This is a genomic window from Acinetobacter sp. YH12043 (assembly GCF_013419915.1).
Lineage (GTDB): Bacteria > Pseudomonadota > Gammaproteobacteria > Pseudomonadales > Moraxellaceae > Acinetobacter.
Window position 1 is genome coordinate 147,199 of record NZ_VOZD01000003.1, and the last position, 25,280, is coordinate 172,478.

The 25,280-nt window shown below is 41.0% G+C and carries 25 protein-coding genes; 19 read left to right on the top strand and 6 right to left on the bottom strand.

The window, feature by feature from the left end:
* The 11 genes from pilV (at window position 1) to FTU01_RS02695 (ending at window position 10,889) form a co-directional block, all read left to right on the top strand.
* The gene (gene pilV / locus FTU01_RS02645; protein ID WP_180138044.1) at window positions 1–549 is read left to right on the top strand and encodes a type IV pilus modification protein PilV; all 549 of its coding nucleotides are present in this window, start codon (window positions 1–3) and stop codon (window positions 547–549) included.
* Window positions 549–1,517: a PilW family protein gene (locus FTU01_RS02650; protein ID WP_180138045.1), complete on the top strand. Its 969-nt coding sequence runs from the start codon at window positions 549–551 to the stop codon at window positions 1,515–1,517. Before pilV ends, FTU01_RS02650 begins: the two co-directional genes overlap by 1 nt.
* Window positions 1,518–2,291 carry a pilus assembly protein gene (locus FTU01_RS02655; RefSeq protein ID WP_180138047.1) on the top strand — a complete coding sequence of 258 codons (774 nt, stop codon included), beginning with the start codon at window positions 1,518–1,520 and terminating at the stop codon, window positions 2,289–2,291. It begins immediately after the preceding gene.
* Between the two features lie 19 nt (window positions 2,292–2,310).
* Window positions 2,311–6,231 (top strand): pilus assembly protein, encoded by a 3,921-nt coding sequence (locus FTU01_RS02660; protein ID WP_180138050.1) that lies wholly within the window; start codon window positions 2,311–2,313, stop codon window positions 6,229–6,231.
* An 11-nt stretch (window positions 6,232–6,242) separates the two neighbouring features.
* Window positions 6,243–6,674 carry a type IV pilin protein gene (locus FTU01_RS02665; protein ID WP_180138052.1) on the top strand — a complete coding sequence of 144 codons (432 nt, stop codon included), beginning with the start codon at window positions 6,243–6,245 and terminating at the stop codon, window positions 6,672–6,674.
* Between the two features lie 29 nt (window positions 6,675–6,703).
* Window positions 6,704–7,099, top strand: a complete 396-nt coding sequence (locus FTU01_RS02670) for a type IV pilin protein (RefSeq protein ID WP_373686359.1) — start codon at window positions 6,704–6,706, stop codon at window positions 7,097–7,099.
* A 149-nt stretch (window positions 7,100–7,248) separates the two neighbouring features.
* Complete coding sequence (gene rpsP, locus FTU01_RS02675; protein WP_004826436.1) at window positions 7,249–7,506, top strand: 30S ribosomal protein S16; 258 nt, start codon at window positions 7,249–7,251, stop codon at window positions 7,504–7,506.
* Between the two features lie 21 nt (window positions 7,507–7,527).
* Window positions 7,528–8,076, top strand: a complete 549-nt coding sequence (gene rimM / locus FTU01_RS02680) for a ribosome maturation factor RimM (protein ID WP_004787070.1) — start codon at window positions 7,528–7,530, stop codon at window positions 8,074–8,076.
* A 43-nt stretch (window positions 8,077–8,119) separates the two neighbouring features.
* Complete coding sequence (gene trmD, locus FTU01_RS02685) at window positions 8,120–8,869, top strand: tRNA (guanosine(37)-N1)-methyltransferase TrmD (RefSeq protein WP_034704491.1); 750 nt, start codon at window positions 8,120–8,122, stop codon at window positions 8,867–8,869.
* A gap of 171 nt (window positions 8,870–9,040) precedes the next feature.
* On the top strand, window positions 9,041–9,412 hold the full coding sequence (gene rplS, locus FTU01_RS02690; protein WP_004787066.1) for a 50S ribosomal protein L19: 372 nt from the start codon (window positions 9,041–9,043) through the stop codon (window positions 9,410–9,412).
* Between the two features lie 514 nt (window positions 9,413–9,926).
* Entirely contained in the window at window positions 9,927–10,889 is a 963-nt protein-coding gene (locus FTU01_RS02695; protein WP_180138055.1) for an IS30 family transposase, read from the top strand.
* Window positions 10,890–11,012: 123 nt separating this feature from the next.
* Here the strand turns inward: FTU01_RS02695 and FTU01_RS02700 are convergent, their stop codons facing one another.
* From FTU01_RS02700 to FTU01_RS02710, 3 genes are all read right to left on the bottom strand, one after another.
* Window positions 11,013–11,981, bottom strand: a complete 969-nt coding sequence (locus FTU01_RS02700) for a triacylglycerol lipase (RefSeq protein ID WP_034704494.1) — start codon at window positions 11,979–11,981, stop codon at window positions 11,013–11,015.
* A gap of 169 nt (window positions 11,982–12,150) precedes the next feature.
* Entirely contained in the window at window positions 12,151–13,161 is a 1,011-nt protein-coding gene (locus tag FTU01_RS02705; protein ID WP_179992159.1) for a triacylglycerol lipase, read from the bottom strand.
* Window positions 13,162–13,667: 506 nt separating this feature from the next.
* Entirely contained in the window at window positions 13,668–14,696 is a 1,029-nt protein-coding gene (locus tag FTU01_RS02710; protein WP_180052401.1) for a lipase secretion chaperone, read from the bottom strand.
* A 153-nt stretch (window positions 14,697–14,849) separates the two neighbouring features.
* On the opposite strand from FTU01_RS02710, the gene truB reads away from it, so the two are divergent.
* The 3 genes from truB to FTU01_RS02725 all read left to right on the top strand — a co-directional run bounded on the left by truB (window position 14,850) and on the right by FTU01_RS02725 (window position 17,133).
* The gene (truB, locus tag FTU01_RS02715; RefSeq protein ID WP_180047829.1) at window positions 14,850–15,755 is read left to right on the top strand and encodes a tRNA pseudouridine(55) synthase TruB; all 906 of its coding nucleotides are present in this window, start codon (window positions 14,850–14,852) and stop codon (window positions 15,753–15,755) included.
* Between the two features lie 15 nt (window positions 15,756–15,770).
* The gene (locus FTU01_RS02720; RefSeq protein WP_004787054.1) at window positions 15,771–16,538 is read left to right on the top strand and encodes a TSUP family transporter; all 768 of its coding nucleotides are present in this window, start codon (window positions 15,771–15,773) and stop codon (window positions 16,536–16,538) included.
* A gap of 127 nt (window positions 16,539–16,665) precedes the next feature.
* Complete coding sequence (locus FTU01_RS02725; protein WP_179992156.1) at window positions 16,666–17,133, top strand: hemerythrin domain-containing protein; 468 nt, start codon at window positions 16,666–16,668, stop codon at window positions 17,131–17,133.
* A gap of 72 nt (window positions 17,134–17,205) precedes the next feature.
* Here the strand turns inward: FTU01_RS02725 and FTU01_RS02730 are convergent, their stop codons facing one another.
* A complete protein-coding gene (locus FTU01_RS02730; RefSeq protein ID WP_125279700.1) occupies window positions 17,206–18,090 on the bottom strand; it encodes a DMT family transporter in 885 nt (294 codons plus the stop codon).
* Window positions 18,091–18,422: 332 nt separating this feature from the next.
* Here FTU01_RS02730 and FTU01_RS02735 point away from each other — a divergent pair, with 332 nt between their 5' ends.
* Window positions 18,423–19,571: a hypothetical protein gene (locus FTU01_RS02735; protein WP_180138057.1), complete on the top strand. Its 1,149-nt coding sequence runs from the start codon at window positions 18,423–18,425 to the stop codon at window positions 19,569–19,571.
* Between the two features lie 46 nt (window positions 19,572–19,617).
* On the opposite strand, the gene FTU01_RS02740 is transcribed toward FTU01_RS02735, so the two are convergent.
* Window positions 19,618–20,484 (bottom strand): DMT family transporter, encoded by an 867-nt coding sequence (locus FTU01_RS02740; protein WP_180138059.1) that lies wholly within the window; start codon window positions 20,482–20,484, stop codon window positions 19,618–19,620.
* A 125-nt stretch (window positions 20,485–20,609) separates the two neighbouring features.
* Window positions 20,610–21,842 (bottom strand): phosphoglycerate dehydrogenase, encoded by a 1,233-nt coding sequence (gene serA / locus FTU01_RS02745; RefSeq protein ID WP_005233651.1) that lies wholly within the window; start codon window positions 21,840–21,842, stop codon window positions 20,610–20,612.
* Window positions 21,843–22,196: 354 nt separating this feature from the next.
* On the opposite strand from serA, the gene FTU01_RS02750 reads away from it, so the two are divergent.
* The 4 genes from FTU01_RS02750 (at window position 22,197) to FTU01_RS02765 (ending at window position 25,240) form a co-directional block, all read left to right on the top strand.
* Window positions 22,197–23,606, top strand: coding sequence for an FAD-binding oxidoreductase (locus FTU01_RS02750; RefSeq protein WP_180138061.1), 1,410 nt, complete (start codon window positions 22,197–22,199; stop codon window positions 23,604–23,606).
* Window positions 23,607–23,748: 142 nt separating this feature from the next.
* The gene (locus FTU01_RS02755) at window positions 23,749–24,126 is read left to right on the top strand and encodes a hypothetical protein (RefSeq protein WP_004787040.1); all 378 of its coding nucleotides are present in this window, start codon (window positions 23,749–23,751) and stop codon (window positions 24,124–24,126) included.
* A 74-nt stretch (window positions 24,127–24,200) separates the two neighbouring features.
* Window positions 24,201–24,527: a hypothetical protein gene (locus FTU01_RS02760; protein ID WP_180138063.1), complete on the top strand. Its 327-nt coding sequence runs from the start codon at window positions 24,201–24,203 to the stop codon at window positions 24,525–24,527.
* Window positions 24,528–24,625: 98 nt separating this feature from the next.
* Window positions 24,626–25,240, top strand: coding sequence for a hypothetical protein (locus FTU01_RS02765; protein WP_180138065.1), 615 nt, complete (start codon window positions 24,626–24,628; stop codon window positions 25,238–25,240).
* Window positions 25,241–25,280: the final 40 nt, after the last annotated feature.

The following is a 25,280-nucleotide window of genomic DNA, read 5'->3' on the forward strand; positions in this document are numbered from 1 at the left end:
ATGAAAATTAAAACTCAACACGGTGTAGGACTTATGGAAGTGTTAGTAGCGCTTATTTTGCTTTCAATAGGTGTTCTGGGATTTTCTATACTGCAGGTACGTGCAATGGATGCTTCTTTAGATGCATCAAAGCGAATACAAGCAATGAATTTAGCAAGAGATCTATCTGAAAGAATGCGCGCAAATAAGTCGGGATTATCTAAGTCGATAGAAATTAAAGAGAATGATGTAGATAAGCTTGTTGACGCATATAGTAATGCAATGTCGGGAAAATATTATATTTCAAGTCATACACCCAATTGTATTGGAAGTACAAAATGTTCAAGCAAAGATTTCGCACAAGAAGATGCAAATCAAATTCTTTATAGAGCTTATACATCAGGTATGAAGATTGCACTCAATGACTGCCCTGGCAATATGAGTTTAAATCGCTTTTGTGTTTATGTAGCTTGGGGGGAGACATTGCCAAAAGATGGTGGAACAAATGCATGTACTAATAGTGGAAGCTTGACGTCTAATTCTAAATGCATAGTTTTGGAGGCTTACTAATGAGGTATTCAAAAGGTTTAACACTCATTGAATTAATGGTTTCCTTAGTTATCGGTTTAATTATTATTGCTGCAGCATTTCAGCTTTTTTTAACAGGAAGTATTAATTATAATTTACAAAAAAATCTAGCAGAACTTCAAGATAACGGTAATTTTGGTCTTAACTATCTGGTAAAAGATATTAAATTAGCAAATTTAGATGCTGATTTGGCAATAATAAATGATCGAAATCAATATAGTGGTATTGTTCTCACCAGTTCTAAAAGCTATACCTCTTTAGCTGAAGAAGATAAAAAAGTTCAGTCTGCGAATCTCCCATTATATCTAACAAATTCATCTGTGGAACTTAGTCAGCTCACTAGAGCTAAAGTAGGACCAAGTAATGTCAATGTCGCGAGTGACCAGTTAGTCATTCAATATAAAGCATTTGATCCTCAAGGATTTGATTGTGAAGGAAATGCGATTACTCAAGATGAGATTAATGAAGGTTTATTTATTGTACAACGATATTTCCTGCGAACAGATGGAAAAAGTACGGATTTGGCCTTAGCGTGTGATGCTGGTCGATATAAAACCTTGGTACCCACAGATAGTCTTCCTTCGGGAGTGGAGGGACTAGGTGGTAATGGTCAAATTATTATGCGACGAGTGGACTATTTTAATGTGCTACTCGGTGTTAAGCAAAATAATAGCGATGAATTTAGTTATATGACGATTGATCAATACATGGGAAGTACGAATAGTTTGTTGAAGGATGTGGCTCCGCGTGCACGTATTATGTCTATTCAGTTAGGGGCTTTGGTACGTGGTTATGATTCAGTCGCAGGAAATGACGTAATGCCGACAGAATTTAGAGTGTTGAATCAAGATGTAGAGTTAGATGATGGCTTGACAGAAAAGTATGTAAGGGATGTGGTGAGCCAAACTGTTGCATTAAGAAATGGCTACGGTCTTATGGAGGGGTTATAAATGCAACAGTTCCAAAAAGGTGCGACATTAATTGTTGTATTGTTTGTGCTGATATTCATGGTCCTCATAGGGACGTTAGCCGTCAAGCAAAGTTTAGTTGGTTTAAATATCGCAACAAATAGTCAAGCTCAAAGTCTAATGAAGCAAACAGCAGATGCCGTTTTTTTTGCGTTAGAAAAAGATAATCAAGATACAGCTACATTTCAGAAAAACCTGAGTTCTTTAGGTTTGTTTGGAATAGTGAAATCTGATGAATTTTTAAATAAAGAACTCGTATTCTGTTTTCGTCCTAAATCTCAAGACAAAGTTTTTTCTTTGCAGAAAGCAAGTATCGTTTATCCAACGGATAATGACGATGGCATTAACAATACAGAGCTTGGAGTAGCAGGGTTTTGTGAATACAAACAAGCTGATTATAGCAGTAGCCGAAATGTGATGATTTCACAAGTCGCTGTTAAGAAAAGCAGTATGCAGGCTGATGTTCCATTCAAATTTTACCCACTTGGAACGGATGCATCTACTGTTCAGCTCGATCAGGTACAACCTATTCAAATTGTAGTGACGACTATCATTCCAGGTGCTGCTAGTAGCTCAGGCACAGGTTGGTCATCTTTTGATAGACAAGTCAATGATTGTTTTAAAAAACATGTCAATATTAAGTCTGACCAATACCCGGGTCAGCAAACAGTTGCAGAATGTTTTAGTAAATTGGGTGTTCCTTATAGTCAGCAGGTCATGGATTATGCCGTGATTAGTTATGCATCTAAGAGCTAAGAAATTTGGGGATTTTGAAATGAAAACAAAATATAAAAAAATAACAGTTGCTGTTCATACAGCAATTATGACCTCTTTAATCTGCTCAGCTTTGCCAAGTTTTGCAAGTGACACAGAGTTGTATAAGGCACCTCAAAGTTCAGAGACGACTATCATGTTTATGGTTGACTTATCAGGAAGTATGCTTTATTGCGATAATTCTAATGGTACGGTCAATACCAATAGTGGTTGTTCCCCAAATAGGGTAGATAAACTTAAAGAGGGAATGATCAAGTTGTTACAAGGTAGTGTTTCTGATGGGATAGAACCACTACCTGACAAATTAGTGGTAGGTTTATCTGATTTTAGTTCTCCAAATCGAAATGGTCCATTTGGGAGAATTACTATTGAAGCCAAGCCTCTTGGTACAACAACTAGTCTAGGTAATAAAGAAATCTATCGCGTTAAAACTCCGACAACTTATATGGGTACAAGAACTCAAACCCAAACAGTATACAGACAACATACTAGAAGTAGAACTAAGACTCTATCAAGCAGGTATGGTAGTTGGAGTAATTGGGGGGATTGGAGTGGATGGAGTGCTTGGAGTGGATGGACAAGGGACGGTAATATCTCAGATGGTGCTATTACTCTCACTAAGCAAAGAAGTGACTCCTCCGTTGTTGAAGAGTGCGTTGATTGGGAAGTTTCTACAATCGCTTGTAAATCATGGGTGCAGTCTACAAAAACTATTGCAGAATTGACACAGTATAATTCTACTGAAAATGAAATTTACACACTTAATAACTGGTCACCGACAGGAAGCTCGGGTTGGACGGATGTTGGAAATGTAACTCCATCGTCACGTACTGATACAGACACATGTTCTCGTACTTCTGGTAATTTTTTATCCGGTTATTATTGTAGTGAACAAAAGGAGACAGAGACTTCAAAAGAGACAAAAACGCAAAATAGATCACAAACAGCTACAGCTGTAGGTGAGTTTGTACAAACATATACAGGTACTGCTTATGAGACACATCGTAAGCGAATGATTCGTGGTGTCAATGCTTTAAATGCAGTGGGTGGTACACCTACTGGTTATGCTTTTGCTGAAGTTGCTGCCTATATGATGGGGCAAACAACGTCAGGTGTTACTGATGCAGGATCCATATCAGGATTTAGTGCCAATCGATCAGGTATTAGTGGTGATACAAAGTATATTGCACCAGCATCCGTGACTTCAGCAAAACAGTGTAATACTCAAGGTATCTATTTCTTAACTGATGGTGCGCCAACTTATTATAGCAGTGGCAGTAGTAATGCAACCAAGCAACATGATAGAACAGTATTAGAAAATTTTATGAAAAAAACATTAGATACGAAGTCTAGTGGTTTTTCTTGTAACAATGATAGTACTTTAGGCAAGTTCACATCTGGCTATAGTTCAGATTCAAAAATGACTTCGCGTAATGGTTGGGATTGCATCGGAGCTTATACAAAAGCGCTTTTAGACCCAACCTTAAATCCTGCTGGAGTAAGTATTAAAACAGCTGTTGTTGGTTTTGGTAATGATTTTAGCAACAAAAGTACTTCTGATGAAAAGGATGCTGACAAATGGGGTATTCTTGGAGGTGGGGGGAGTTATGTTGGTAATAATGATCAAGCTGTCGTAGATAGCGTTTTAAAATTTTTGAAAAAGCTGCAAAAATATATTCCACCTGTTACAACAGGTTCAGTGACTGTACCAGTAGATAATTTAGATACCCAAAATATTCAGCCTTGGGGTTATTTCCCTCAGTTTGATCCACAGCCAGATTCAAGAGTCACGACTTGGATTGGTAACTTAAAAAAATATGAAGTCAAAAATAATATTCTTCGAGATCGTAATAACAACAAAGTTGTGGATGACACAACAGGTATCAGTGTAGATGATCCAAATGATTTCTGGGCGGATACATCGATTAAGAAAACAATTACAAAAATTAAAATAGTTGATGGTAAAGAGGTTGAGGAAGATATAGAAGTTCGTATAGGTGGAGCATTAAGTCAACTTAAATTAGGTTTAACAGATACTAATATTGAGCGTAAAATTTTTACTGATCGTAAAATAAATGAGGATGGTACAGTTGCTACTGTGGGCGATGATTCTAATTTGTTGCAAGTAAAAACTGCTGATTTAAAGGTGCTAAATGATACGAATAATTTTGTGAGGGATCCAAAACGTGGTTATCTTGCAGCTTTATTTGGTTATGACATCAGCTCTGCTATGGCGAGACAGCTGGAAACTAACCCTCCTGATAGTACGGCACAAACTACTTTTACTAACTTTTTAACCAATACGAATGCGACCTTGAGACAAATGGGCGCAGTCATGCATTCTAAACCGTTGCTGATCACGCAAGAAGGTAAAACAAAATTTGATGCTGCAACTGGAGACTTAAGTTATGAGAGTCGAGACGATTTAATTGTATTTGGTACTACACAAGGTTTATTACATGTTGTCCGAGCAGGTAAAAATTCGACAGATTCCGATGCTGGTAAAGAAGTATTTACATTTGTGCCGAGTGAGATGATTGAAAAACAACATCAAGGCTTCTTGGATCAAAAACAGCAAGGTATTGATCTGAAATATGGCATAGATGGACCTTGGACGGCATATACAGAATATGCAACACGTAGTGGAACCTCTGCAACTGCACCAGTTGTAAGCGTTAAAAATGGTAAACAATGGCTTTATGGTGGTTTACGCATGGGTGGACGAAGCTACTATGCATTAGATCTATCAGATGTTACATCTACAAGTGGTACACCTAAAATTAAATTTAAAATTGACCCACAAAGTGCTGCAGCGTATAGCCCATTAAGTTATATGGGGCAAAGCTGGTCTAAACCAACACTGACATGGGTGAAGTGGAAAGGTGAGCGCAAATTAGTCATGCTTGTTGGTGGTGGTTATGATGATGCCTATGAGAATTTAAACCATAGACCAAGTTCAAGCAAAGATAAGGGTGCTGGTGTTTATATGTTTGATGCCGATGATGGTAGCCTTTTGTGGTGGGCAAGTTCAAATGTAGATACAACATCCGTAGATGCGACCCAAGTTGCAGATATGAAACGTAGTGTTGTAAGTCAAATTAAAGCAATTGATCGTAATAATGATGGATTAACCGATCATTTATATTTTGGTGACTTAGGTGGGCAGCTTTGGCGAGTAGACTTAGATTCATCAAATGCTGCGGGCGATACTGCAAATGTCGCTAAACGAGTAGTCAGAATTTTGGATATGTCTTCTGCATCGAAAGTACCGCGTTTTTACAGTACACCAAGTTTTAGTATTCATAATTCAGGGAATGGTCTTTTTGGTGTTGTTACTATTGGCTCTGGAAATTTAAGCTTTCCAATGTCTGAGTCGGATCAAAGTGATGCGCTCTACGTTGTTTATGACAAGGATGTAACAAAGCGTAATCTTTCAGTATTAAAAGATTCTGAACTTTCAACAGTAGATGTGAGCACATCAGGTGCAGGTAGTAAAAAATTATTTGAAAATACCAATGGAAATACTTCTACGTCACTTACGAATGGCGGCTGGTATTATCCTCTGGCGACTAAAAACCGTATCTTAAATGATAATGTTGTCATTGCGAATGATCTTTATACCAGTGTATTTGATGCAACAGTCGATATTGATGATGTGAATTGCTACGGTGGTGTACGAGGTAAAAGTGTTGCTAAACAGTTCTGTTTGCCATTTGGTCAGTGTTTGAAAAAAGATGATTCAGGCAACGATGTTTCGGATGAGCGTCCTGACGATATTGATTTAGGCTTAGGTAATATTGGTATTAGTTTTGGTGGTATTGATAAGAAACGAGGATTAGTCTTGAACTTACCAACAGATAAGCCAATTAAAACTTATCAAGGAAAGTCCAAATTCATTTCACAACGTTGGTATGAATATTAGGAGAAATTTAGATGCGATATAGCAGAGGTTTCACCTTAATTGAGCTTATGATTGTAGTCGTGATCCTAGCGATCATTGCTGCGATCGCTATACCTAGTTATCAAGAAACGGTGAGGAAAAATAAAGAAACGAAGGTTCAGCAAGAGATATTAAAGGTTGCTGAACAGTTGGAGCGTCATCGTGCAAGAAATTTTAATTATCGAAATTTTACCGCGACCAATGTACAAGTTCCTGATGGGTATACTTTAAATGTGTACGATTTAGATGATACAACAAAAGGCTTAGGGGCTGATGTTCAGGGTAGAGGTTGGTATATTAAAGTAAATCGAGATGCCAATGATAAAAATCATTATTTTCTAATGGGGAGTAATGGCTTGAAGTGTAAATCAACGGTTGAAGATGATGTTAAATTTACTTGCAGGTCAGGGAGTATGCCTTGGTGAATTTTAAAGGATTTACATTAATTGAACTTATGATTGTAGTCGCAATTATTGGGATATTGGCAGCTATTGCATATCCAAGTTATACACAATATGTAATTAAATCAAATCGAGTTGATGCTCAAGCAGAGATGACACGTATTGCGTCGTTAATGCAAAGATATAAAGTAATTAATTCAACATATATTAAAAAAAATGGTCAGCCTTTGATCTTGTCAGATTTAAATGTTTCAGCTGACTATCCTAGTTCTACAAAAAAAAATTATCAATTTGTCCTTTCAAATGTAACAGCTGACTCTTGGGTCTTGACTGCGACACCATATGGAACACAAGCAGGAAATGGCAATATTGTCTTGGATCATCAAGGGAATAAATGCTGGACTAAAGGTTTAAGTTGTACTGCCACTGCTACTACGAATTGGGATTAAATCCTCTCTAAACCCAAAATTGTAGCCAACCAATTTTTGATCTTTCATTCAGGGCAAACTTCGCGTAAAATATTGCCCTCTATGAAAGGGGTTTGAAGTGTTCCGGTGGTCGGTACATGAATAATCCGTAAAAACTATAAGGTTCTATCATGGTTGTTATTCGTCTTGCACGCGGTGGTGCTAAAAAACGTCCGTTCTATCAAATCATTGTGACTGATAGCCGTAATGCACGTGACGGTCGTTTCATCGAACGTATCGGTTTCTTCAACCCTACAGCTCAAGGTAAAGCAGAAAAACTTCGTTTAGATGCTGACCGTTTTGCTCACTGGGTTTCTCAAGGTGCTCAACCTTCTGAACGTGTTGCTTCTTTAGCTGCTCAAGCTAAGAAAGCTGCAGCTGCTGCTTAATTTTAAGGTAGCAGGTAGCCCATGACACCAACACAGAATGTTCCCGAAGATCGTATTCAGATTGGACAGTTACGTTCAGCATATGGATTAAATGGGTGGCTCTGGGTCTATTCCAATACAGAACCTATGAGCAACATATTTGACTACCTTCCTTGGTACATTGAGACCAAAGCAGGATGGCAAATTGTCGATGTAAAACGCTGGAAACCACATGGCAAGGGCTTGGTTGTTTCGCTAAAAGGTGTGAGTGATCGCACCGCAGCAGACGGCCTGGTGGGTGCTAATGTCTGGATCTCTAAATCGCAACTGCCTCAACCAGGCGTGGACGAGTATTACTGGTCTGATTTGAAAGGTCTAACTGTGTTAGGTCTGGATGAAGAAGAACAGGAAGTGAATCTCGGTCAAATCCATGAAATGTTTGAGACAGGTGCCAATGACGTAATGGTAGTTCGCGCTACTGCTGACAGCGTCGATGGCGAAGAGCGGATGATTCCATGGCATAAAGATGTGGTACAGCGGGTTGATCTCGAAGCTGGTCGTATCTACGTAAATTGGGGCGTAGATTATTAATCCTTAAAAAGGGTTAACACAGCAGGAAAATGAGGAGTCTGCGGTGTTCTTTGCAGTCATTACGCTTTTTCCTGAAATGTTTGAAGCGATTACAGCCTACGGTATTAGCGGGCGCGCAGCAAAACGTGATTTGATGCAAATTCATTGTATTAATCCACGAGAATTTGCTGAAGGGAACTATAAACGGGTGGATGAACGTCCATTTGGTGGTGGTCCCGGTATGGTGATGATGGCTGAGCCATTAGCGAAAGCAATTCATCGTGCCAAAGAGCTTGCAGCGCAAGCGGGTGCAGTTAACGTTCCTGTGGTGTATATGTCACCACAAGGAAAAACCTTAAATGAACCTGCGGTACAGGACTTCGTAAACTATGACGGATTGATTGTACTTTGTGGTCGTTACGAAGGTGTCGATGAACGTTTGATCCAGAAATATGTTGATCAGGAATGGTCGATTGGAGATTACGTGTTATCGGGTGGTGAGCTCCCTGCGATGGTTTTATTGGACAGTATTATCCGGAGACTTCCGGGTGCAATGTCAGATGAACAATCACACGTACAAGACTCATTTGTGGATGGTCTGTTAGATTGCCCACAATATACCAAGCCAGACCATTTTGAAGGTATGGATGTGCCAGATATTTTGAAATCGGGACATCATGCCAATATTGAGAAATGGCGGTTTTTGCAGCGATATCAGCGCACTTTGGAACGCCGGCCTGAGTTGGTAGAAAAAGTTGAACTGACCAAGCAGCAAAAGAAATGGCTAAAAGATTTAAAAAGTGGCAACAACTAATCCTGTTGTCCAAATCTGTATTTAAGCAATGTTGTTTAAATATTTAAAATAGGCTCTTTATGCATTGAAGCGGTCAAGCATAAAGGGAAAGTCAATCGGGTCTATGCGATTCAGCCTCTATACCCAGCGATAATCAGACCTCTTCTGACTCGCACATATTGGAGATACCCCATGAGCGGTAAGCATCCTTTAGTACAAGCTGTTGAAAATGCTCAGCTTAAACAAGACATCCCAGCTTTTGCACCAGGTGACACAGTAGTTGTCCAAGTAAAAGTAAAAGAAGGCGACCGTGAACGTCTACAAGCGTTCGAAGGCGTTGTCATTGCTAAGAAAAACCGTGGTCTGAACTCTGCGTTCACAGTACGTAAAATTTCTAGCGGTGTTGGCGTTGAGCGTGTATTCCAAACTCACTCTCCAATCGTTGCTAAAATCGAAGTGAAACGTCGTGGTGACGTTCGTCGTGCTAAACTTTACTACCTACGCGAATTGTCTGGTAAAGCTGCACGTATTCGTGAAAAATTGCCAGCTCGTAAACAAGGTTAATTTTAGCCTTGCTTTTAAGCAAAAAAATGCGCCTTTGGGCGCATTTTTTTATGTTTGCTTTTATCTGGATTTATTCGAAATGTTCCTGCAAAGGCAAGATCATGGCATCCAAAATATCCAAGAAAATTTTATGAATAAACATCAGGAATAATACAAAATATCCCCAAGACTGGAATCCTGCATTAAAAAGTTGAATGCAAATAAAACATTGTGTGATAGCCAGTAAAATACTGATCCATACATTTGCGATAATATGTCGATGACAAGAGGGACAATAATAAGGCTCATATTTTTTAAATTGAAAAGGATTAATCACTTTTCGTTTGCAACAGGGGCAGGTTCTTTTAAATCTGTTTTTGATTTCTATAGAAGGTATCTGCATTTATTTTATTTCACAGTTCTTTTTATATCGCAGATTCAAATCCCAAGTGCAACACATTTGTAGTTAGTTGAAAAAGTTAGGTGTATTCATAGAATCATTAGACTTTTTCAACTCGCAATTGGAAAGCACACAATGAAGAAATACACCCAACTTTCTCAAGATGAAAGATACGAAATTTATGCTACTTTGAAAAGTAAAAGTTCAATCGCTACCCTTGCTCGGGAATTAGGACGTTCACGATCAACCATCTACCGTGAATTAAAAAGAAATACTGGGCAACGTGGATATAGAGCTCATCAGGCAGCTAAATTTGCAAGTCAAAGACGGTACCGTCCTTCATCATCAATGACAGCATTTGCCTTCGCTTATATTGATTATTTGATTGGTTTGGACTGGTCACCCGAACAAATTTCAGGTGCTTTAACACAACGCGGTTGGCTGGATATACCTTCACATGAGTGGATTTACCAGTACATTTATCAAGATAAATCAAAAGGCGGTAAACTTCATCTACATTTAAGGCATCAGAAGAAATATCGAAAACGCGGTTACAAAAACACGGATCGTAGGGGTCAAATCATTGATAAAACAAGTATTCACTGCCGAGACCAGGTCATTGATCAACGACAACGTTTAGGAGATTTCGAAGGTGACACGGTGATTGGTAAACATCATAAAGGTGCTTTATTGACTCTCGTTGATCGAAAGAGCCTGTATGTACATATTGTTCATTTAGGGCCAACAAGAGCATCCTCTCCAACGATTACTTGTGCATTAGATCGTTTACAAATGAGCCATGCTTATAGTGTGACATTTGATAATGGCAAAGAATTTTCCGAACACAAAAGAATTACTGATGCTGGCATAGAGACGTATTTTGCTGATCCTTACAAGTCTATTCAGCGAGCTAGAAATGAAAATACGAATGGTTTAATCCGTCAATATCTGCCAAAATCATCATCGTTTGATGGCGTGTCAAACGAACAAATAGAGCAGATAGAGTTTGCACTCAACCATCGTCCTAGAAAAACACTAGGTTGGTATACACCGAGTGAAGTTATGGCTGGTTTTTATACTGTTGCACTTGCCGCTTGAATCCGCCTATTTGATGAATATTTTATATGCAGTTTAATCATGATTAACAAGTAAATTTTAAGAAAAAATTTAGCGAAAAATAAGATGGAAAAAGCCTCTGGATGAATAGAGGCTTGTGTAGCTCTATAAACCTTGCAGTTTTAAGCGGTTGGCATGCTGGCGATAAACATCGACTGGGTCTGGAGCAAAGACATTTTTTAACCCGAGTAACTGGTTCACTTCGTCCAGGTGGTTCCAGTTGTAGTTATCCCGAATGGTTTTACCGAATTTGGCACTACAGCGGGAGACCAGACCATCATTTTCCTTGCCGCCATCAATGAGCAGGGCTGTAACTTTGAGTGCTGAATCAGGATCGAGCGGGTTGGTAACTTGGCCTACACCTGTGAATGAATAGTTGTAGATACCTTTTTGTTGATATGCACCTTCACCACAGGTGGTAGTCGGCATACCAATGGGATATCTCTGATTAAAGTTCGCAGAGCCCAATGCCGTTAAACTGCTGCCACCCGCAAGTGAATCATGCGGATAAGAGTTTGGGTCCAGGCCTTGAGCCCAGGTAATGGCTTTAGAAACCAGATTTATTGTGCCGACCAGTGGCGCTTCAATAGCAGTCCCTTCAGCTTTTAGAATCAGGTCTGCAACCGGTGAACCTTTGTGCGGTGCACCTACTGTGGTTAATGAAGCCACCAGTTTAGGTTCTGAACCGGCCACATAACGAATTGTTGGGCCACCATGTGAGTGTCCGATCAGATTAACTTTATCTGCTCCGGTAATTGCGGCAATTTCCTTGACCTGCTCCAAAAGTTGTTCACCACGAATTTCAGATGAGTTAAAAGGGGAGACTCGCGTTGCCCAAACATTCGCACCATTACGGGCCAGATCAGGTAAAATCTGATACCAATAGTCCAGTCCAAACTGGTCAGTGCCAACCCGAATGAAACCCGCCATGCCGTGTGAAAATACAATCGGATATTTGGTTTTGGCATATTGTGAACTGGCTTTCGCCGTCACCTGACTGGCCTGGGTAGAGGCATGAGCCGTAAAGCAGGCCGCTGCCATGAGCAGACCTGTCGTTAATACTCCATATTTCATCATTATTTCCTCATTCTTGTTGTTGTGTTAAGGCGATCCTCGCCATAATGTGGGGAATAGCCAGCTGAAAAGCTGACCCATTAAGCGTTTTGAGTGTTTTATCTCCCTATTTTTTTAAGTGAAAATAACGAAAAAGCCCTTATATCCGCAGATAGAAGGGCGATGAAAATTATAGATTCTGAAGTTTTAAACGATTGGCATGTTGACGGTACATCGCCACCGGATCCGGAGCAAACAGGCCTTTAAGACCAAACATCATATTGGCCAGATCGGTATGGTTCAGCTTGTACTGGTCATTAATCACCTTACCAATGAATGCACTACAACGGGCAACCATGCCATCGTTGTCTTTATTGCCGTAAGATAAAGGGCCAAGCTGCATCAGGATGGTATCGATATCCAGTGCATTGGTCGCTTGAGCCACACCGGTCCAAGAATAATAATAAATACCGTTACGGTCTTTTGATTTCAGGTTCTTATTACAGTTTTCTGTGGAGGCTAAGACACCATCCTGCACCATCTGTTTGGCCACGCTGGCATTAAAAGAGCTGGAGCCAGTTTGGGTCAGGGATTTCATGGATGCATCGAAATCAATTTCCAGTTCAGGTTTGAACTGTCCCAGTGCGATCAGTGGCCCAATAATATAATCACCGAGAACATTAAAAGCAGTGCGGGTAAGAGTATTGTTCTGAATATCATCGGCCACTTTAGAGCCATGATAGGTGCCTGCAACCCCCGTAATGGATGCAATCTGCTGCGGTCGAGTCGCTGCCACATAGAGTACAGTCGGGCCACCATGGGAGTGACCGATGAGATTGATTTTTTCCTTCCCTGTAATTGCCAGCACTTCATCGACCTGATGAATGAGCTGTTCACCACGGTGGGTCGTGGTATTGGCAGGCGACAATTGGGCGGCAAACACGGTAGAGCCATTACGAGCCATATCCGGCAGAATCTGATACCAGTAATCTAAGCCAATGGTATCAGTACCTATGCGTTGCCAGCCTAGCCAGCCATGCACCATCAGAATAGGATATTTGGTTTTGGCATAGTCTGATTTGGCTTTTTCAGTGACCTGAACTGCACTTGCTGCCGCCTGGGTTTGTGTTGAAAAGCCAAAACCGAGGCCTGCTGCCAAGGAAAGCGCCAGCATCTGTGTTGTTTTAATAAAAGTACGCATAACCGTTCCTTTGTTCATTTTATTGTTATAAAAAGCAATCATTGCTCGGGAGTATTGATGCACGATAAATATTGAAGTTGGATGTCTCGATCGTGCAGACCTAATCTTCAATCACGCGCAAAAATTATTATTTTGAAGCAGAAGCATTTTTTCATGCTGATGAGCCAATTCCATGTCATTTCGGGCCATGCCCGATGAGCATTTATGAGTCCATAAATTTGCAATTTATATACGTATGTATTTTATTGTTAACTCCTTGAAATATAAGATTGATGAATGTTTAGGTTGAAATAGTTAGAAACAAATAACAATGTTAAAAAAAGTAATCAGCCCAAGAAAATCAAGGCTTTCAGAGAGAAATGGCTCTGTTAAACTCTCAAAATAGAGGGTCAGCGTTACTGTTTTTATATAAGAGATGGGACAAAAAGAAAGGGAATAGGAGAAGATATTCGACGCCGTAGCAGTACTGTGTAGCTACGGCGTCAATGAGCAATTTTAGCTGAAAATTAATTGGCAAAGGGTAGGGTCCCACCCTGATCATGTACCTGTTCAAATGTACCTACACGAAGCCGTTCTTCAGGGCGCTGGAAATGTTTCTGACGCAACTGATCAACTGCCTGCTGTTTGGCATTTTCACTCAGGCCACTTTTTAGGATGTTATCGCGCTCGCCCAAGTAACGCGTCACACTGGATTTCCAATTCGCACGTTCATCATCAAGTTTTTCCAGACGTTGGGTTGCTTCAGGACCGACCAGATTCAGGCGCATCTGACGGATTTCTTCCGCAGAACCACCCCGGGCTTTAATATCAGCGGTGAGTTTACGCAGATCTTCCAGTTTATTCAGTTGCTCCAGATTTTCTTGCCAGTCCTGCGGTAACTGCGCAAACAGTTCTTTTAGCTTCTGGGCTTTTTCTGCTTCGCTCAGCTTTTTATCCGCCATGACTGCCATCCGGTCTAAGGTATATTCATGATAGGTATCTTCAGTGCCAAACAGTCCTTCAATTTCATAATCAGAGAAAAAGCGTTTACGCAGGTTCTGGGTGCTGGCATAGATACTGCGGTAGTAAGCTGGATCTTCTTGATCCAGACCTACAGGTGGAGTCAGTTCTCCCAAACCTTGACGATACTGGATATAACGGTTCCAAAGATCCAGAACTTGTGAGAGTGCAGGATCCTGATAATTTTGCTGAATATAGGCCTTAAAATCTCGCTGGATTTGTTCGAGGGTTTTTTCCCCATATTGGGTAATAAAATATTCAAAACAGTTACGGGTCTGTTCATTGACAATCAGGCGATTGCTGGCATCCATCTGCATCTGGCAATTAATTTCCGTATCCTGCTGGCTTGGACTCAGGAATATGTTATTTACGGGGCCATTGGCCAGTGCTGCTGCCTGCTGAGCACTGCTTTCATTGGTGGATTGCGGGCCTGAGACACGTGCCTGTGCTTCATCCCTAGGAGCAAGCCATAGAATCAGGGTAATCAAGCACAATACGATGAGCGCAATCACGATCCATAGTTTATATTTCTGCATATCCTATGCACCTTTATTTTAATTATCGGATTATTTTAAATTTTGCATTCCGCAGAATAGGAGATATTGCACCTTATATGCTGTAGAAAAGTTGTAAATAATTGGCTGGGGTTTTACCATTGCGCCAATTTATAAAATGTCTGACTTTTTGCCATGAAATCCTCATCTCCTAAAATTCAGCGTCGTCATATCAGCGGTGTATTTCTATTAAATAAGCCTCTAGGCATCAGCTCGAATGCTGCATTGCAAAAAGTACGCTGGTTATATCGTGCGCAAAAAGCTGGACATACTGGTGCACTAGATCCCTTGGCCTCCGGTCTTTTACCGATCTGTCTGGGTGAGGCGACCAAGTTTTCGCATTATCTGCTGGATTCAACCAAGCGTTACCAGACCACAGTTTTTCTGGGACATAGCACTACGACAGGTGATGTCGAAGGAGAGATTCTGCTGGAAAAACCAGTGCCTGAACTGAATGAAGAGTTGATTCAGGAGACAATTGCCAAGTTTGTCGGTGAGATCCAGCAAGTGCCACCGATGTATTCGGCTCTGAAAAAAGAAGGTCGTCCGCTGTACGAGCTGGCGCGTAAGGGCATTGAAATCGAACGTGAAGCACGTCCAATTACCATTTATGCAATTGAGCTTTTATCTTTTACTGAAAATAGCATTACGCTGGATGTGACCTGTTCCAAAGGTACTTATATTCGGGTACTCGGCGAAGATATTGCCAAAGCACTCGGTACTTATGGTCATTTGACTTATCTGCACCGGATTCAAACCGGTCATTTTGACCTTATTCCAAGCTATACCATTGAATATCTGGAAAGCTTAACTGAGGCAGAACGTGAAGCACTATTACTGCCAGCTTATGCACCGGTACAGTATTTCCCGCAGATTCAGGCACCGGAAGGCCGTGCAGAATATTTTAGCCGGGGTATGGAAAGTAATATCGACCATTCGGCAGAGCCACAGGTGCTGGTTTTTGATGGCGAGAAATGCTTAGGCCTGGCTGAAATCACGGATAAAAAACGTCTGGTACCTAAACGTGTTCTTAATCTCTAGGCGCGTTGAATAACAATGGACATCGAGATTATCCTCAGTCTGGTGCTTTTTGCCTTTATGGCCGGAGCGATTGACGCTGCTGTCGGTGGTGGCGGTCTGATCCAGATCCCGGCGATTATGAGCAGTCTGCCGCAGTTGCAACCTGCCACGGTATTTGGCACTAACAAGCTGGCCTCTATTTTTGGTACAGGCTCGGCAGCCTTTTCCTATCTTAGACAGGTCAAACTGCCATGGGTTTTACTTGGTGTAATTGCGCTGTGCAGCTTTATTAGCTCATTTATTGGAGCAGCCAGTGTCACCTTGATTCCGGTGGATATTCTCAAGCCTTTTGTGCTGATTATGCTGATCGTGATTGCGATTTATACTTTCATGAAAAAGCAGTTTGGTCGGGTACATGTCGAGCAAAAGCTGAATAAAAAGATGCTGATACTGGCAGCACTAGGCAGTCTGGCTATCGGTTTCTATGACGGAATTTTTGGCCCAGGCACGGGCAGTTTCTTTATCTTTTTCTTTATCCGTTATCTGAGCGTGGATTTCTTGCATGCCTCAGCTTTATCGAAAATTGCCAATTTCACTACCAACTTGGCGGCACTGAGTTTCTTTATTCCTACAGGTCATGTGCTGTTTCTAGTCGGTGCCATGATGGCGGCTGCCAATATTTGCGGTTCGCTATTAGGAGTTAAACTGGCCTTCAAATATGGCAGCGGTTTTATCCGGATTCTGTTTCTGATCCTGGTCAGTTTGCTGATTTGCCGTATGGCTTATCAGATGTTTTTAGCCTAAAAATAGATGTAAACTATTCTCAATATTAAAGTTTTTTATACAAATTCGCCTTATAAATATTCCTGACCATTTGCCGGTTTCACTCTATGCTGGAGCAAAGGCATGACAAAAACAGGAGAAAAATTACATGACCACCATTTTTGAAGCATTAAGGGAAAGTCATGAAATCCAGCGTGATCTGGCAGAAAAATTACTGCAAACTTCGGGGGATTCGCCAGAACGTCGTGAGTTGTTCAAACAGCTGAAGAATGAACTGTTTGCGCATGAAACCGCAGAAGACCGTTACTTTTATATTCCCTTGATGATGACAGATCCCGGCCTGAACATTACCCGTCACGCCTTGGCAGAACATCATGAGATGGATGAAATGATTGAGGAACTGACTGAAACTGAATTTAGTAGCCCAAGCTGGATTGCAATTGCCAAGAAACTGTCAGATAAGGTACATCATCATTTGAAAGAAGAAGAGCATGCTTTCTTCCAGCAGGCCGGAAAAATTCTGGGAGATGAACAAAAACAGGCTTTAGCGGATCAGTACAAAACTGAATATCAGCGTTATAAAGAAATGAAAAAAGACATGCTGGTTAAAAGCTAATATTTAAATTTATTTAAATTCAAATTTTCATGACAAAAAAAGATGGCCAGAGTGCCATCTTTTTTTATTTATTCAGCTTTCTATTTTCCGGGTTTTATATTGCTGTCGTGCTTCCCGCATGGTCACGCCAACTGAAGCCAGCATAATACAAACCAGTGCGACGGTTTGAAGTAGCGTAATTTTTTCACCCAGCAAAATAAAACCTACCAGTGCCGCCAGAGCTGGAGACAGACTGGAAAGCGTACCATAACTGGTTTTATTCAAGTGCTGGAGCGCTTTTAAATCCAGCGCATAAGGAATGGCTGTTGCCAGCACTGCAATAGTAATGGCCTTGCCCCAATATTGAGTATCAATCAAAGCAGAGGTGTTGTTATATAGGCCAATTGGTAGTAAACACAGGGCTGAAATACTGATGGCAATCGTCAGTGCATGCATCCCGATATTTTGCTGTACCACGCGTTGCCCAAAATAGATATATAGGGCCCAGCAGAGGCCGGCCCCTAAGGCGCAGGCTGCACCAAACAGGTCAAAGTTACTGCTATTGGCTTCCCCCCATGGCACCATCAGCACAATACCTAAAATTGCCAGTAGCACCCAGACATAGTCCTTACGGTTCTGAATCGAAATTAAGGCCAGTCCTAGCGGGCCAATAAATTCCAGTCCGACTGCAATCCCTTGAGGAAGTTTCCCTAGCGACATATAGAACAGGATATTCATCACGCCCAGAGAAGCGCTATAGCAGAGCAGATCCTGCCATTTCAGGAATTGTAAACGTCGAATAACTTTCCAGGAACGGAACATGATACAGACAATAATGGCGGCAAAGCAGAGTCTTAAAATAGTGACAGTGATCGGGTCAAGCACCAGGAAAAGTTGCTTGGCGAAGGATGCACTGATCTGGTATGAAGTCATGGAGAGAACCATGTACAATACAGCAAGAAGTTGGACGTTTGGCATGGGAGAAACTACTTATACCAGAAGGGTATAATCGAGATACAGAAGAAAGCGGAAGTATATCAAACTGGTTAATTTTTGATGAGTAGGGCAGAAGAATATTTTGTGAATACGAAGCAGATTTAGGATCAGTGAATTTAAATTTTTGATTTCGTCCCTCACCGAAAAAATTAAATTCAAGGTTAATTATTGATGAGATTGTGGTTACAAATTAATCAATTTTTAATTTGATCTTAATTTTATATTTATTAAAATGGCTTAGACCTCATGATTTGGGTCAACTTTAAAATAACAATGAAAAATAAAACGATGAAAAAATAATAAGGTAGATAATAATGAAATTAAGATTACTCTCTTGTGCTGTCTTGAGCCTTATGCTGACTGCATGTGGTGGCTCTGATTCTGATAATAAAGAGCCAGTCGCAGGTCAACCAACCCCAACCAATCCTGGTAATCCGAGCAATCCTGGAACCCCGGATAATGGTGATGGAACATCAGATACGATTTCTGAATTCTATACCTATCAGTTCAACCTGCCGAATATTGATGCTTCAGATATGGAGTCGGAAAAGCTTCTATTGGCCAGTCATAAAAATAAAATTACTGACGGCATCTTGTATGCAGATGATAACCGGGCTGTTGATACTGAATATGATCTTGATGAGGATATGACCTTCCCAATTTATGTCACAGAGAAAGGCGTATTCCCTGCAGATCGTGCCCGTACAGCATTAGGCTATAAACTGGAAAAAGTACTGGAAAATACTTCTGAACAATTTACCAGTCGTCCCGTCACTATTCCGGAAAATAACATCAGCAATCATCGACACCTGGAGTGGTACGACCTGTCAGGTAAAGCCTTAACTGAACGTACCAATATTGCTGTCGTGAAGATGTATGACGATACCGAGACCAGAGTTTTCTTTGATACTGATACCACGGATGCTGAACGTAAATATTACAATCAGTTTGCTACCAATTTTGTCGGTTTGCAGAAGGCGCGTACTTTCCCGAACGGATCTAAATGTTTCCGTATTCTGGCGGAGCATCCTGAGGAAGAATTTATTGAATTTGATCCGGATATCAAAACTGGCTATCGTACACTGTCTGAATGGCAGACAGGCGAGTCTGTTCAAGAGATGGCGAAAACCATTTTAGATGGCACGATGGCTAACCTGAAATTTAAAAAAGCCGAATATAAAGACGATGCGCAGCAATATTACAAATACTTTGGTGCAATCGAATATCAGGGTGAAATTTATTCAAGTACTTTCTCGGAACATGGGGAACATATTGATCATGCCGATTATATTGCTCAAGCAAGAAAAGCTGCCTTGGACAATTTAAGGGAAGAGGGTGCAACTCCTCTAATGCTCAAATGGACAGATTACCTGTATGACCATCTTGCTTCGGCATGTGATGGCTATAATGTGACAGCAGCTACTGCATTAAATACAGCTATTAAAGATGCAGCGCCACGCTAAAATTAAATCAATCATTTTAAAAAAGGCGCTTGAGCGCCTTTTTTATTTAATGCTTTCTTCTTTGTGTTGTCACCGTACAGCCAATCGACGCACTGATAATAGTGGCCAGTGCCAGCCATTGTGTCCACAATAAAGTCTCGCCTAAGAATACAAAACCGGAGAGTGCTGCAACCGCAGGTTCCAGGCTCATTAGAGTGCCAAAACTCAATGCGGTTAAATTACGCAGTGCAATCATTTCCAAAGTAAAGGGTAAGGCACTGGCAAGTGCAGCCAAAATAACAAAATACATGAGGCTGCTTGGCTCAAACACATGAGCAGGCATTCCCGCGAACAGTGCAATCGGCATCAGCACCAGCATGCCGACGAACATGCCCAGACACACGGTATGATTCCCTGATACACCCGAAGGTTTTTGTCCGGCCACGATATACAGTGCCCAGCAGGAACCCGCGCCTAAGGCAAACAGGATGCCAATCGGATCAAGCGGTTGTGCAGCCTGATCAAAGGGAAACAACAGAACCAGCCCCAGAATGGCCAATCCCACCCAGACAAAATCAAATTTCTGCCGGGCATAAAACAGGGCAACACTTAAGGGACCAATAAATTCAAAAGAGACCGCGATCCCAATCGGCAATCGGTCAATCGCCAGATAAAACAGCATGTTCATGCCAGCTAATGCCAAGCCATAGCTGATAATGGCTGGCCATCTGACCTGGCGGAAATTGATCTGCCAGACTTTAAAAATGAGCGCCAGAATCAATGCACCCAATAGCAGGCGCATGGCAGAAACGGTCAGGATCGGGAACTGGCCAAACAGATATTTGGCAAAGGAGCCGCTGCTCTGCATGCTGATCATCGCGATCAGCAGAATCAGCGGCGCTTGCACCATAGGTGCAATTTTAAGATTTGGCATGACTAAATTTGTTTCGATTTCTCGAAGAGCGGAAGAGCAGCATCAGCTGAGTAGGCTTAAAAATAAAAACCTTTAAGCAATAAAAAAACCACAGCCCGAAGACTGTGGCTTTTTAAAAACCTGAATTAGAACAATACGCGAACGCGGATTGTACCTTCAAGGTTGTGTAAAGTATCGAGTGCTTCTTGAGATGCAGTTGCGTCTACATCCATCACCAGGTAACCCACATCGCCTTTGGTCATTAAAGTCTGACCAGAGATGTTGATGCCGTGTTCAGCAAACAGGTTGTTGATCTTAGACAGCACACCCGGAATGTTTTTGTGGATGTGAAGCAGACGGTGTTTGCCTTCAGTTAATGGAAGCGCGATTTCTGGGAAGTTCACCGCAGAAAGCGTCATACCTTTATCTGAATAAGCCACAAATTTCTCAGCAACTTCCAGACCGATGTTCGCCTGAGCTTCCATAGTAGAACCGCCCACGTGTGGAGTCAGGATCACATTTGGAATGTTACGTAATGGAGAAACAAATTCTTCACCGTTCGCTTTAGGCTCTTTAGGGAATACATCAACCGCAGCACCCGCAAGATGGCCAGATTTCAATGCTTCAGCCAGATCTTCGATCACCACACATGTACCACGTGCTGCATTGATGAAGATAGAGCCTTCTTTCATTTGCGCGAATTGTTCTTTGGTCATGAAGTTACGTGTAGACGGAACATCAGGAACGTGAATAGAAACAACATCAGCATTTGCAAGAAGTTCGCCCATTGTGCCGACCTGACGTGCATTACCCAGTGGTAATTTAGTCACTGTGTCGAAATAGATCACTTTCATACCCAGGCTTTCAGCAAGGACAGAAAGTTGTGAACCAATTGAACCGTAACCAACGATACCTAAAGTCTTACCACGAGTTTCGAACGAACCTACAGCAGATTTGTTCCAGCCGCCTGCATGTGTATCTGTAGATTTTTCAGGTACACGGCGAAGCAGAAGAATCGCTTCAGCAAGTACAAGTTCAGCAACCGAACGTGTATTTGAATACGGTGCGTTGAATACCGGAATACCGCGACGCATTGCTGCATCCAGATTCACCTGGTTAGTACCGATACAGAAACAACCTACCGCGATCAGTTTGTTCGCAGCTTCAAACACTTCTTCAGTAAGCTGAGTACGGGAACGGATACCAATGAAGTGTGCATCTTTAATCGCTTCTTTCAGTGCTTCACCCTCAAGCGCTGTTTTGCGATAGTCGATATTGGTATATCCAGCTGCATTCAATGTGTCGATTGCGTTCTGGTGAACGCCTTCTAACAATAGAAAACGGATTTTATCTTTAGGTAGAGATAGATGTTGGCTCATTACGGCTCCGCTACAAAGGCCAAATTTAGTCGCCGTATAATAGCACAGGAATGGGGCGGTTATACATTTCCTTGATGACTACAATATCAGCTATTTTTGCAAGTGATAGTAGTGAAAATGATAGAACTGGTTGAATTAAACTATCATTTTCAAAGGTATATTATCAAAATTGTCATTTTTTAAGGGAAAGCCCCAAAAATAGCTTATAATATTGCGCCATGCTGTTTAAGCTGCCAGTTTTGGTGCTTTAATCATCATGTTTCGCCTGCTTTGTATACAGGTTTTAATGCCTGAAAAATATACAAATAAACTGGCGAGGTCTCTCTTGTTTAATTCATGCTAGGTCTGCAAACGATGAATGCTCCAGTCGCTTTAACCCCAGAGTTATTGACCCAATTGACTGCAATTGTGGGTGAAAACCGTATTAAAACTGATGCGGACAGCCTCCAGAATTGGGGTCGTGATCATACCAAACACTTTGATCCAAACCCATCGGTCATCGTTTTCCCATCTTCGACTGAACAGGTTCAAGCAATTGTGAAGCTTGCCAATCAGTTCAATGTTGCAGTGACTCCATCAGGTGGTCGTACTGGTCTTTCTGCAGGTGCTGTCGCTGCGAATGGCGAGATTGTGGTAAGCATGGACAAGATGAACCAGATTCTGGAATTCTTTCCGGCAGACCGTATGGTGCGCGTACAGGCAGGTGTGGTGACTGAACAGTTGCAAAACTATGCTGAAGAGCAGGGCATGTATTACCCGGTTGATTTTGCCTCTTCTGGTTCAAGCCAGATCGGCGGGAACATCGGCACCAATGCTGGCGGGATTAAAGTGATCAAATACGGCATGACCCGTAACTGGGTGCTTGGCCTGACTGTGGTGACTGGTAAAGGTGATGTACTGCGTCTGAACAAGGGCATGATCAAGAACGCAACGGGTTATGCGTTACAACATCTGTTTATCGGTGGTGAAGGTACCTTAGGGTTAGTCACTGAAGCAGAAATCAAACTTGAGCGTCAGCCACACGACCTGCAAGTGCTGGTACTGGGTGTACCTGATTTTGATGCGATCATGCCAGTATTGCATGCCTTCCAGGCGAAGATTGACCTGACTGCATTCGAGTTCTTCGGTGAGCTAGCGATGCAAAAAGTACTGGCCAATGGTCACGTACAGCGTCCATTTGAAACTGAATGTCCATTCTATGTATTGCTTGAATTTGAAGCGCCGTTTGAGCCAATTATGGACAAGGCAATGGAAATCTTCGAGCACTGTATGGAGCAAGGTTGGGTGCTGGATGGCGTGATGAGCCAAAGTCTTGAGCAAGCACATAGCTTATGGCGTCTGCGTGAAGACATTTCTGAGTCGATTGCTCCATTTATTCCATACAAAAATGACATCTCTGTACTGATCACTCACGTACCGGCATTCATTAAAGAAATCGATGCGATCGTGAATGAAAACTACCCAGATTTCGAAATCTGCTGGTTCGGTCATATCGGTGACGGTAACCTGCACTTGAATATCCTGAAACCGGCTGACCTGACCAAAGATGAATTCTTTGCGAAATGCCAAGTCGTGAACAAGTACGTATTTGATACTGTGAAAAAATATGACGGTTCAATTTCTGCGGAACATGGTGTGGGTATGACCAAGAAACCTTATCTTGAATACACCCGTTCAGCTGAAGAAATCGAATACATGAAAGCCTTGAAAAAAGTGTTCGATCCAAATGGCATCATGAACCCAGGCAAACTATTTGATCTTTAATCGGAATAGATTTACAAAAGCGCATCGAAAGGTGCGCTTTTTTTATTGCTCTGTAACTGGGCTTACAGAGTCTAAATAGCGTTAAGCTGAAAAGCCCGGCATGATAATTTCTGCATAATAAAGATAATCTGGGTTAAACAATATGTTACGGTTATTGGCGGTTACAATTTTAGGTCTGGGTGTGATGACATCAGGTTGTACAACCACCCAGAAAGTGATTGCAAAAGTGCAGTCTTCTTCGGATACACCTTTGGATCAGGTGCTTAAAATGAGGCCTGACCTGCGTGAAGAACTGGCAACAGTCGAGATACGTCAGTTCTTTAATCGTGTTGAGTCACCGACGGTTGGACAGGTAAAAGTAACTGAAACAGGTTTGATGGATGACTCGGTGAGATCGATTCAGACCATTTATCATTTTAGAAAAGAAGAGAAGAACTGGAAAATGCACAATACTGAAAAGCTCTATCAGTGTGTACGCGGTTCAAATACCAAAACTTTCCAGAAGGCAGTCTGTCCATAATAATGTTTGATCTTTAAACAAAACTTCGTTAAAAGCGTATCTTCAGGATGCGCTTTTTTGCTTTTTGGGGCGATATGAAAAACGATATTAATATAGAAACTGTGCTTAGTAATATAAGTTATGAACTACAAAAATTATTTGATTCTGCCCCATACAATACTTTTGATTACTTAGATTTAGTACAGCTTCTTATTCTCTATAGATTTGAGGAGTTTTCTAAACGGCTAGAACAGCATACCGATTTATTAGAGTCTTTACTAACTAGATTAAAATACGCGAATCCTCATTTCAATTTAGATGAAGTCTTTGAAGCAGAAAGAACTGCAAGAAAAGTATTAGGGGTATTTGATAGCCAGTATAAATTCGCTGATACTGATGAATTAGATTTCCCTTTAATATAGATAAAGATAATTTAGAAAGAAGCTATAGAAAAATAAACAGACAACTATTTGATATACATAAAGAACAATTAAGAATTTCTTTTAATAATGAAGATGTTTTGAAATTACAGAGTGAAGCTAATCAATTAGTTGAAGAGTTAAGAGTAAAGAAGTATTTATTAAATCAGGATATAGACGATAAAAATAATAGCTTAATTAAAAAATTATATGATGAAATTCATGAGGAAGAAGTTTCGATAGCAAACAAATATAGAAATTGGGCTTTAGGTATTTTTGCAATTATTGGAACAATATTGATATTGGGTTTTCTTAACATCTCTATCCAAAATTGGAATCATTTAAGAGATAGTACCTATATTCATATTCCACTTGGTTGGGAAAGTCTAATCAAAACATTGATGCTTTTTAGCTTAACTACACCTGCTTGGTACTTAGCTCGTGAATCTTCTAAACATCGTAAAGTGGCATATAAAGCCAGAATGTTGGGAACTGAACTCGCTTCTTTCCCACTTTATGCCCGTGAATTTAAAGATGAGGATCGTTTAGAACTTCGGAAACATTTAGCAGATCGTTTCTTTGGACAGGAACTTTATAACGATTCGAAAGCTGATTCAAATTCTGATAATTCGTTGGAACAAGTCAAATTACTGACAGAGGCAAATAAAGTTTTAGCTGAATCTTTTAAAATGAAGAAATCGGTTGAGAACAGTTAAAGTTCAAAATACTTTAAATCCGATCTCTGCTAAAATTATT

Coding starts and splice junctions, on each gene's coding strand:
- pilV (WP_180138044.1), top strand. CDS start 1: ATGAAAATTAAAACTCAACACGGTGTAGGACTTATGGAAGTGTTAGTA.
- FTU01_RS02650 (WP_180138045.1), top strand. CDS start 549: ATGAGGTATTCAAAAGGTTTAACACTCATTGAATTAATGGTTTCCTTA.
- FTU01_RS02655 (WP_180138047.1), top strand. CDS start 1,518: ATGCAACAGTTCCAAAAAGGTGCGACATTAATTGTTGTATTGTTTGTG.
- FTU01_RS02660 (WP_180138050.1), top strand. CDS start 2,311: ATGAAAACAAAATATAAAAAAATAACAGTTGCTGTTCATACAGCAATT.
- FTU01_RS02665 (WP_180138052.1), top strand. CDS start 6,243: ATGCGATATAGCAGAGGTTTCACCTTAATTGAGCTTATGATTGTAGTC.
- FTU01_RS02670 (WP_373686359.1), top strand. CDS start 6,704: ATGATTGTAGTCGCAATTATTGGGATATTGGCAGCTATTGCATATCCA.
- rpsP (WP_004826436.1), top strand. CDS start 7,249: ATGGTTGTTATTCGTCTTGCACGCGGTGGTGCTAAAAAACGTCCGTTC.
- rimM (WP_004787070.1), top strand. CDS start 7,528: ATGACACCAACACAGAATGTTCCCGAAGATCGTATTCAGATTGGACAG.
- rplS (WP_004787066.1), top strand. CDS start 9,041: ATGAGCGGTAAGCATCCTTTAGTACAAGCTGTTGAAAATGCTCAGCTT.
- FTU01_RS02695 (WP_180138055.1), top strand. CDS start 9,927: ATGAAGAAATACACCCAACTTTCTCAAGATGAAAGATACGAAATTTAT.
- FTU01_RS02700 (WP_034704494.1), bottom strand. CDS start 11,981: ATGAAATATGGAGTATTAACGACAGGTCTGCTCATGGCAGCGGCCTGC.
- FTU01_RS02705 (WP_179992159.1), bottom strand. CDS start 13,161: ATGCGTACTTTTATTAAAACAACACAGATGCTGGCGCTTTCCTTGGCA.
- FTU01_RS02710 (WP_180052401.1), bottom strand. CDS start 14,696: ATGCAGAAATATAAACTATGGATCGTGATTGCGCTCATCGTATTGTGC.
- truB (WP_180047829.1), top strand. CDS start 14,850: ATGAAATCCTCATCTCCTAAAATTCAGCGTCGTCATATCAGCGGTGTA.
- FTU01_RS02720 (WP_004787054.1), top strand. CDS start 15,771: ATGGACATCGAGATTATCCTCAGTCTGGTGCTTTTTGCCTTTATGGCC.
- FTU01_RS02725 (WP_179992156.1), top strand. CDS start 16,666: ATGACCACCATTTTTGAAGCATTAAGGGAAAGTCATGAAATCCAGCGT.
- FTU01_RS02730 (WP_125279700.1), bottom strand. CDS start 18,090: ATGCCAAACGTCCAACTTCTTGCTGTATTGTACATGGTTCTCTCCATG.
- FTU01_RS02735 (WP_180138057.1), top strand. CDS start 18,423: ATGAAATTAAGATTACTCTCTTGTGCTGTCTTGAGCCTTATGCTGACT.
- FTU01_RS02740 (WP_180138059.1), bottom strand. CDS start 20,484: ATGCCAAATCTTAAAATTGCACCTATGGTGCAAGCGCCGCTGATTCTG.
- serA (WP_005233651.1), bottom strand. CDS start 21,842: ATGAGCCAACATCTATCTCTACCTAAAGATAAAATCCGTTTTCTATTG.
- FTU01_RS02750 (WP_180138061.1), top strand. CDS start 22,197: ATGAATGCTCCAGTCGCTTTAACCCCAGAGTTATTGACCCAATTGACT.
- FTU01_RS02755 (WP_004787040.1), top strand. CDS start 23,749: ATGTTACGGTTATTGGCGGTTACAATTTTAGGTCTGGGTGTGATGACA.
- FTU01_RS02760 (WP_180138063.1), top strand. CDS start 24,201: ATGAAAAACGATATTAATATAGAAACTGTGCTTAGTAATATAAGTTAT.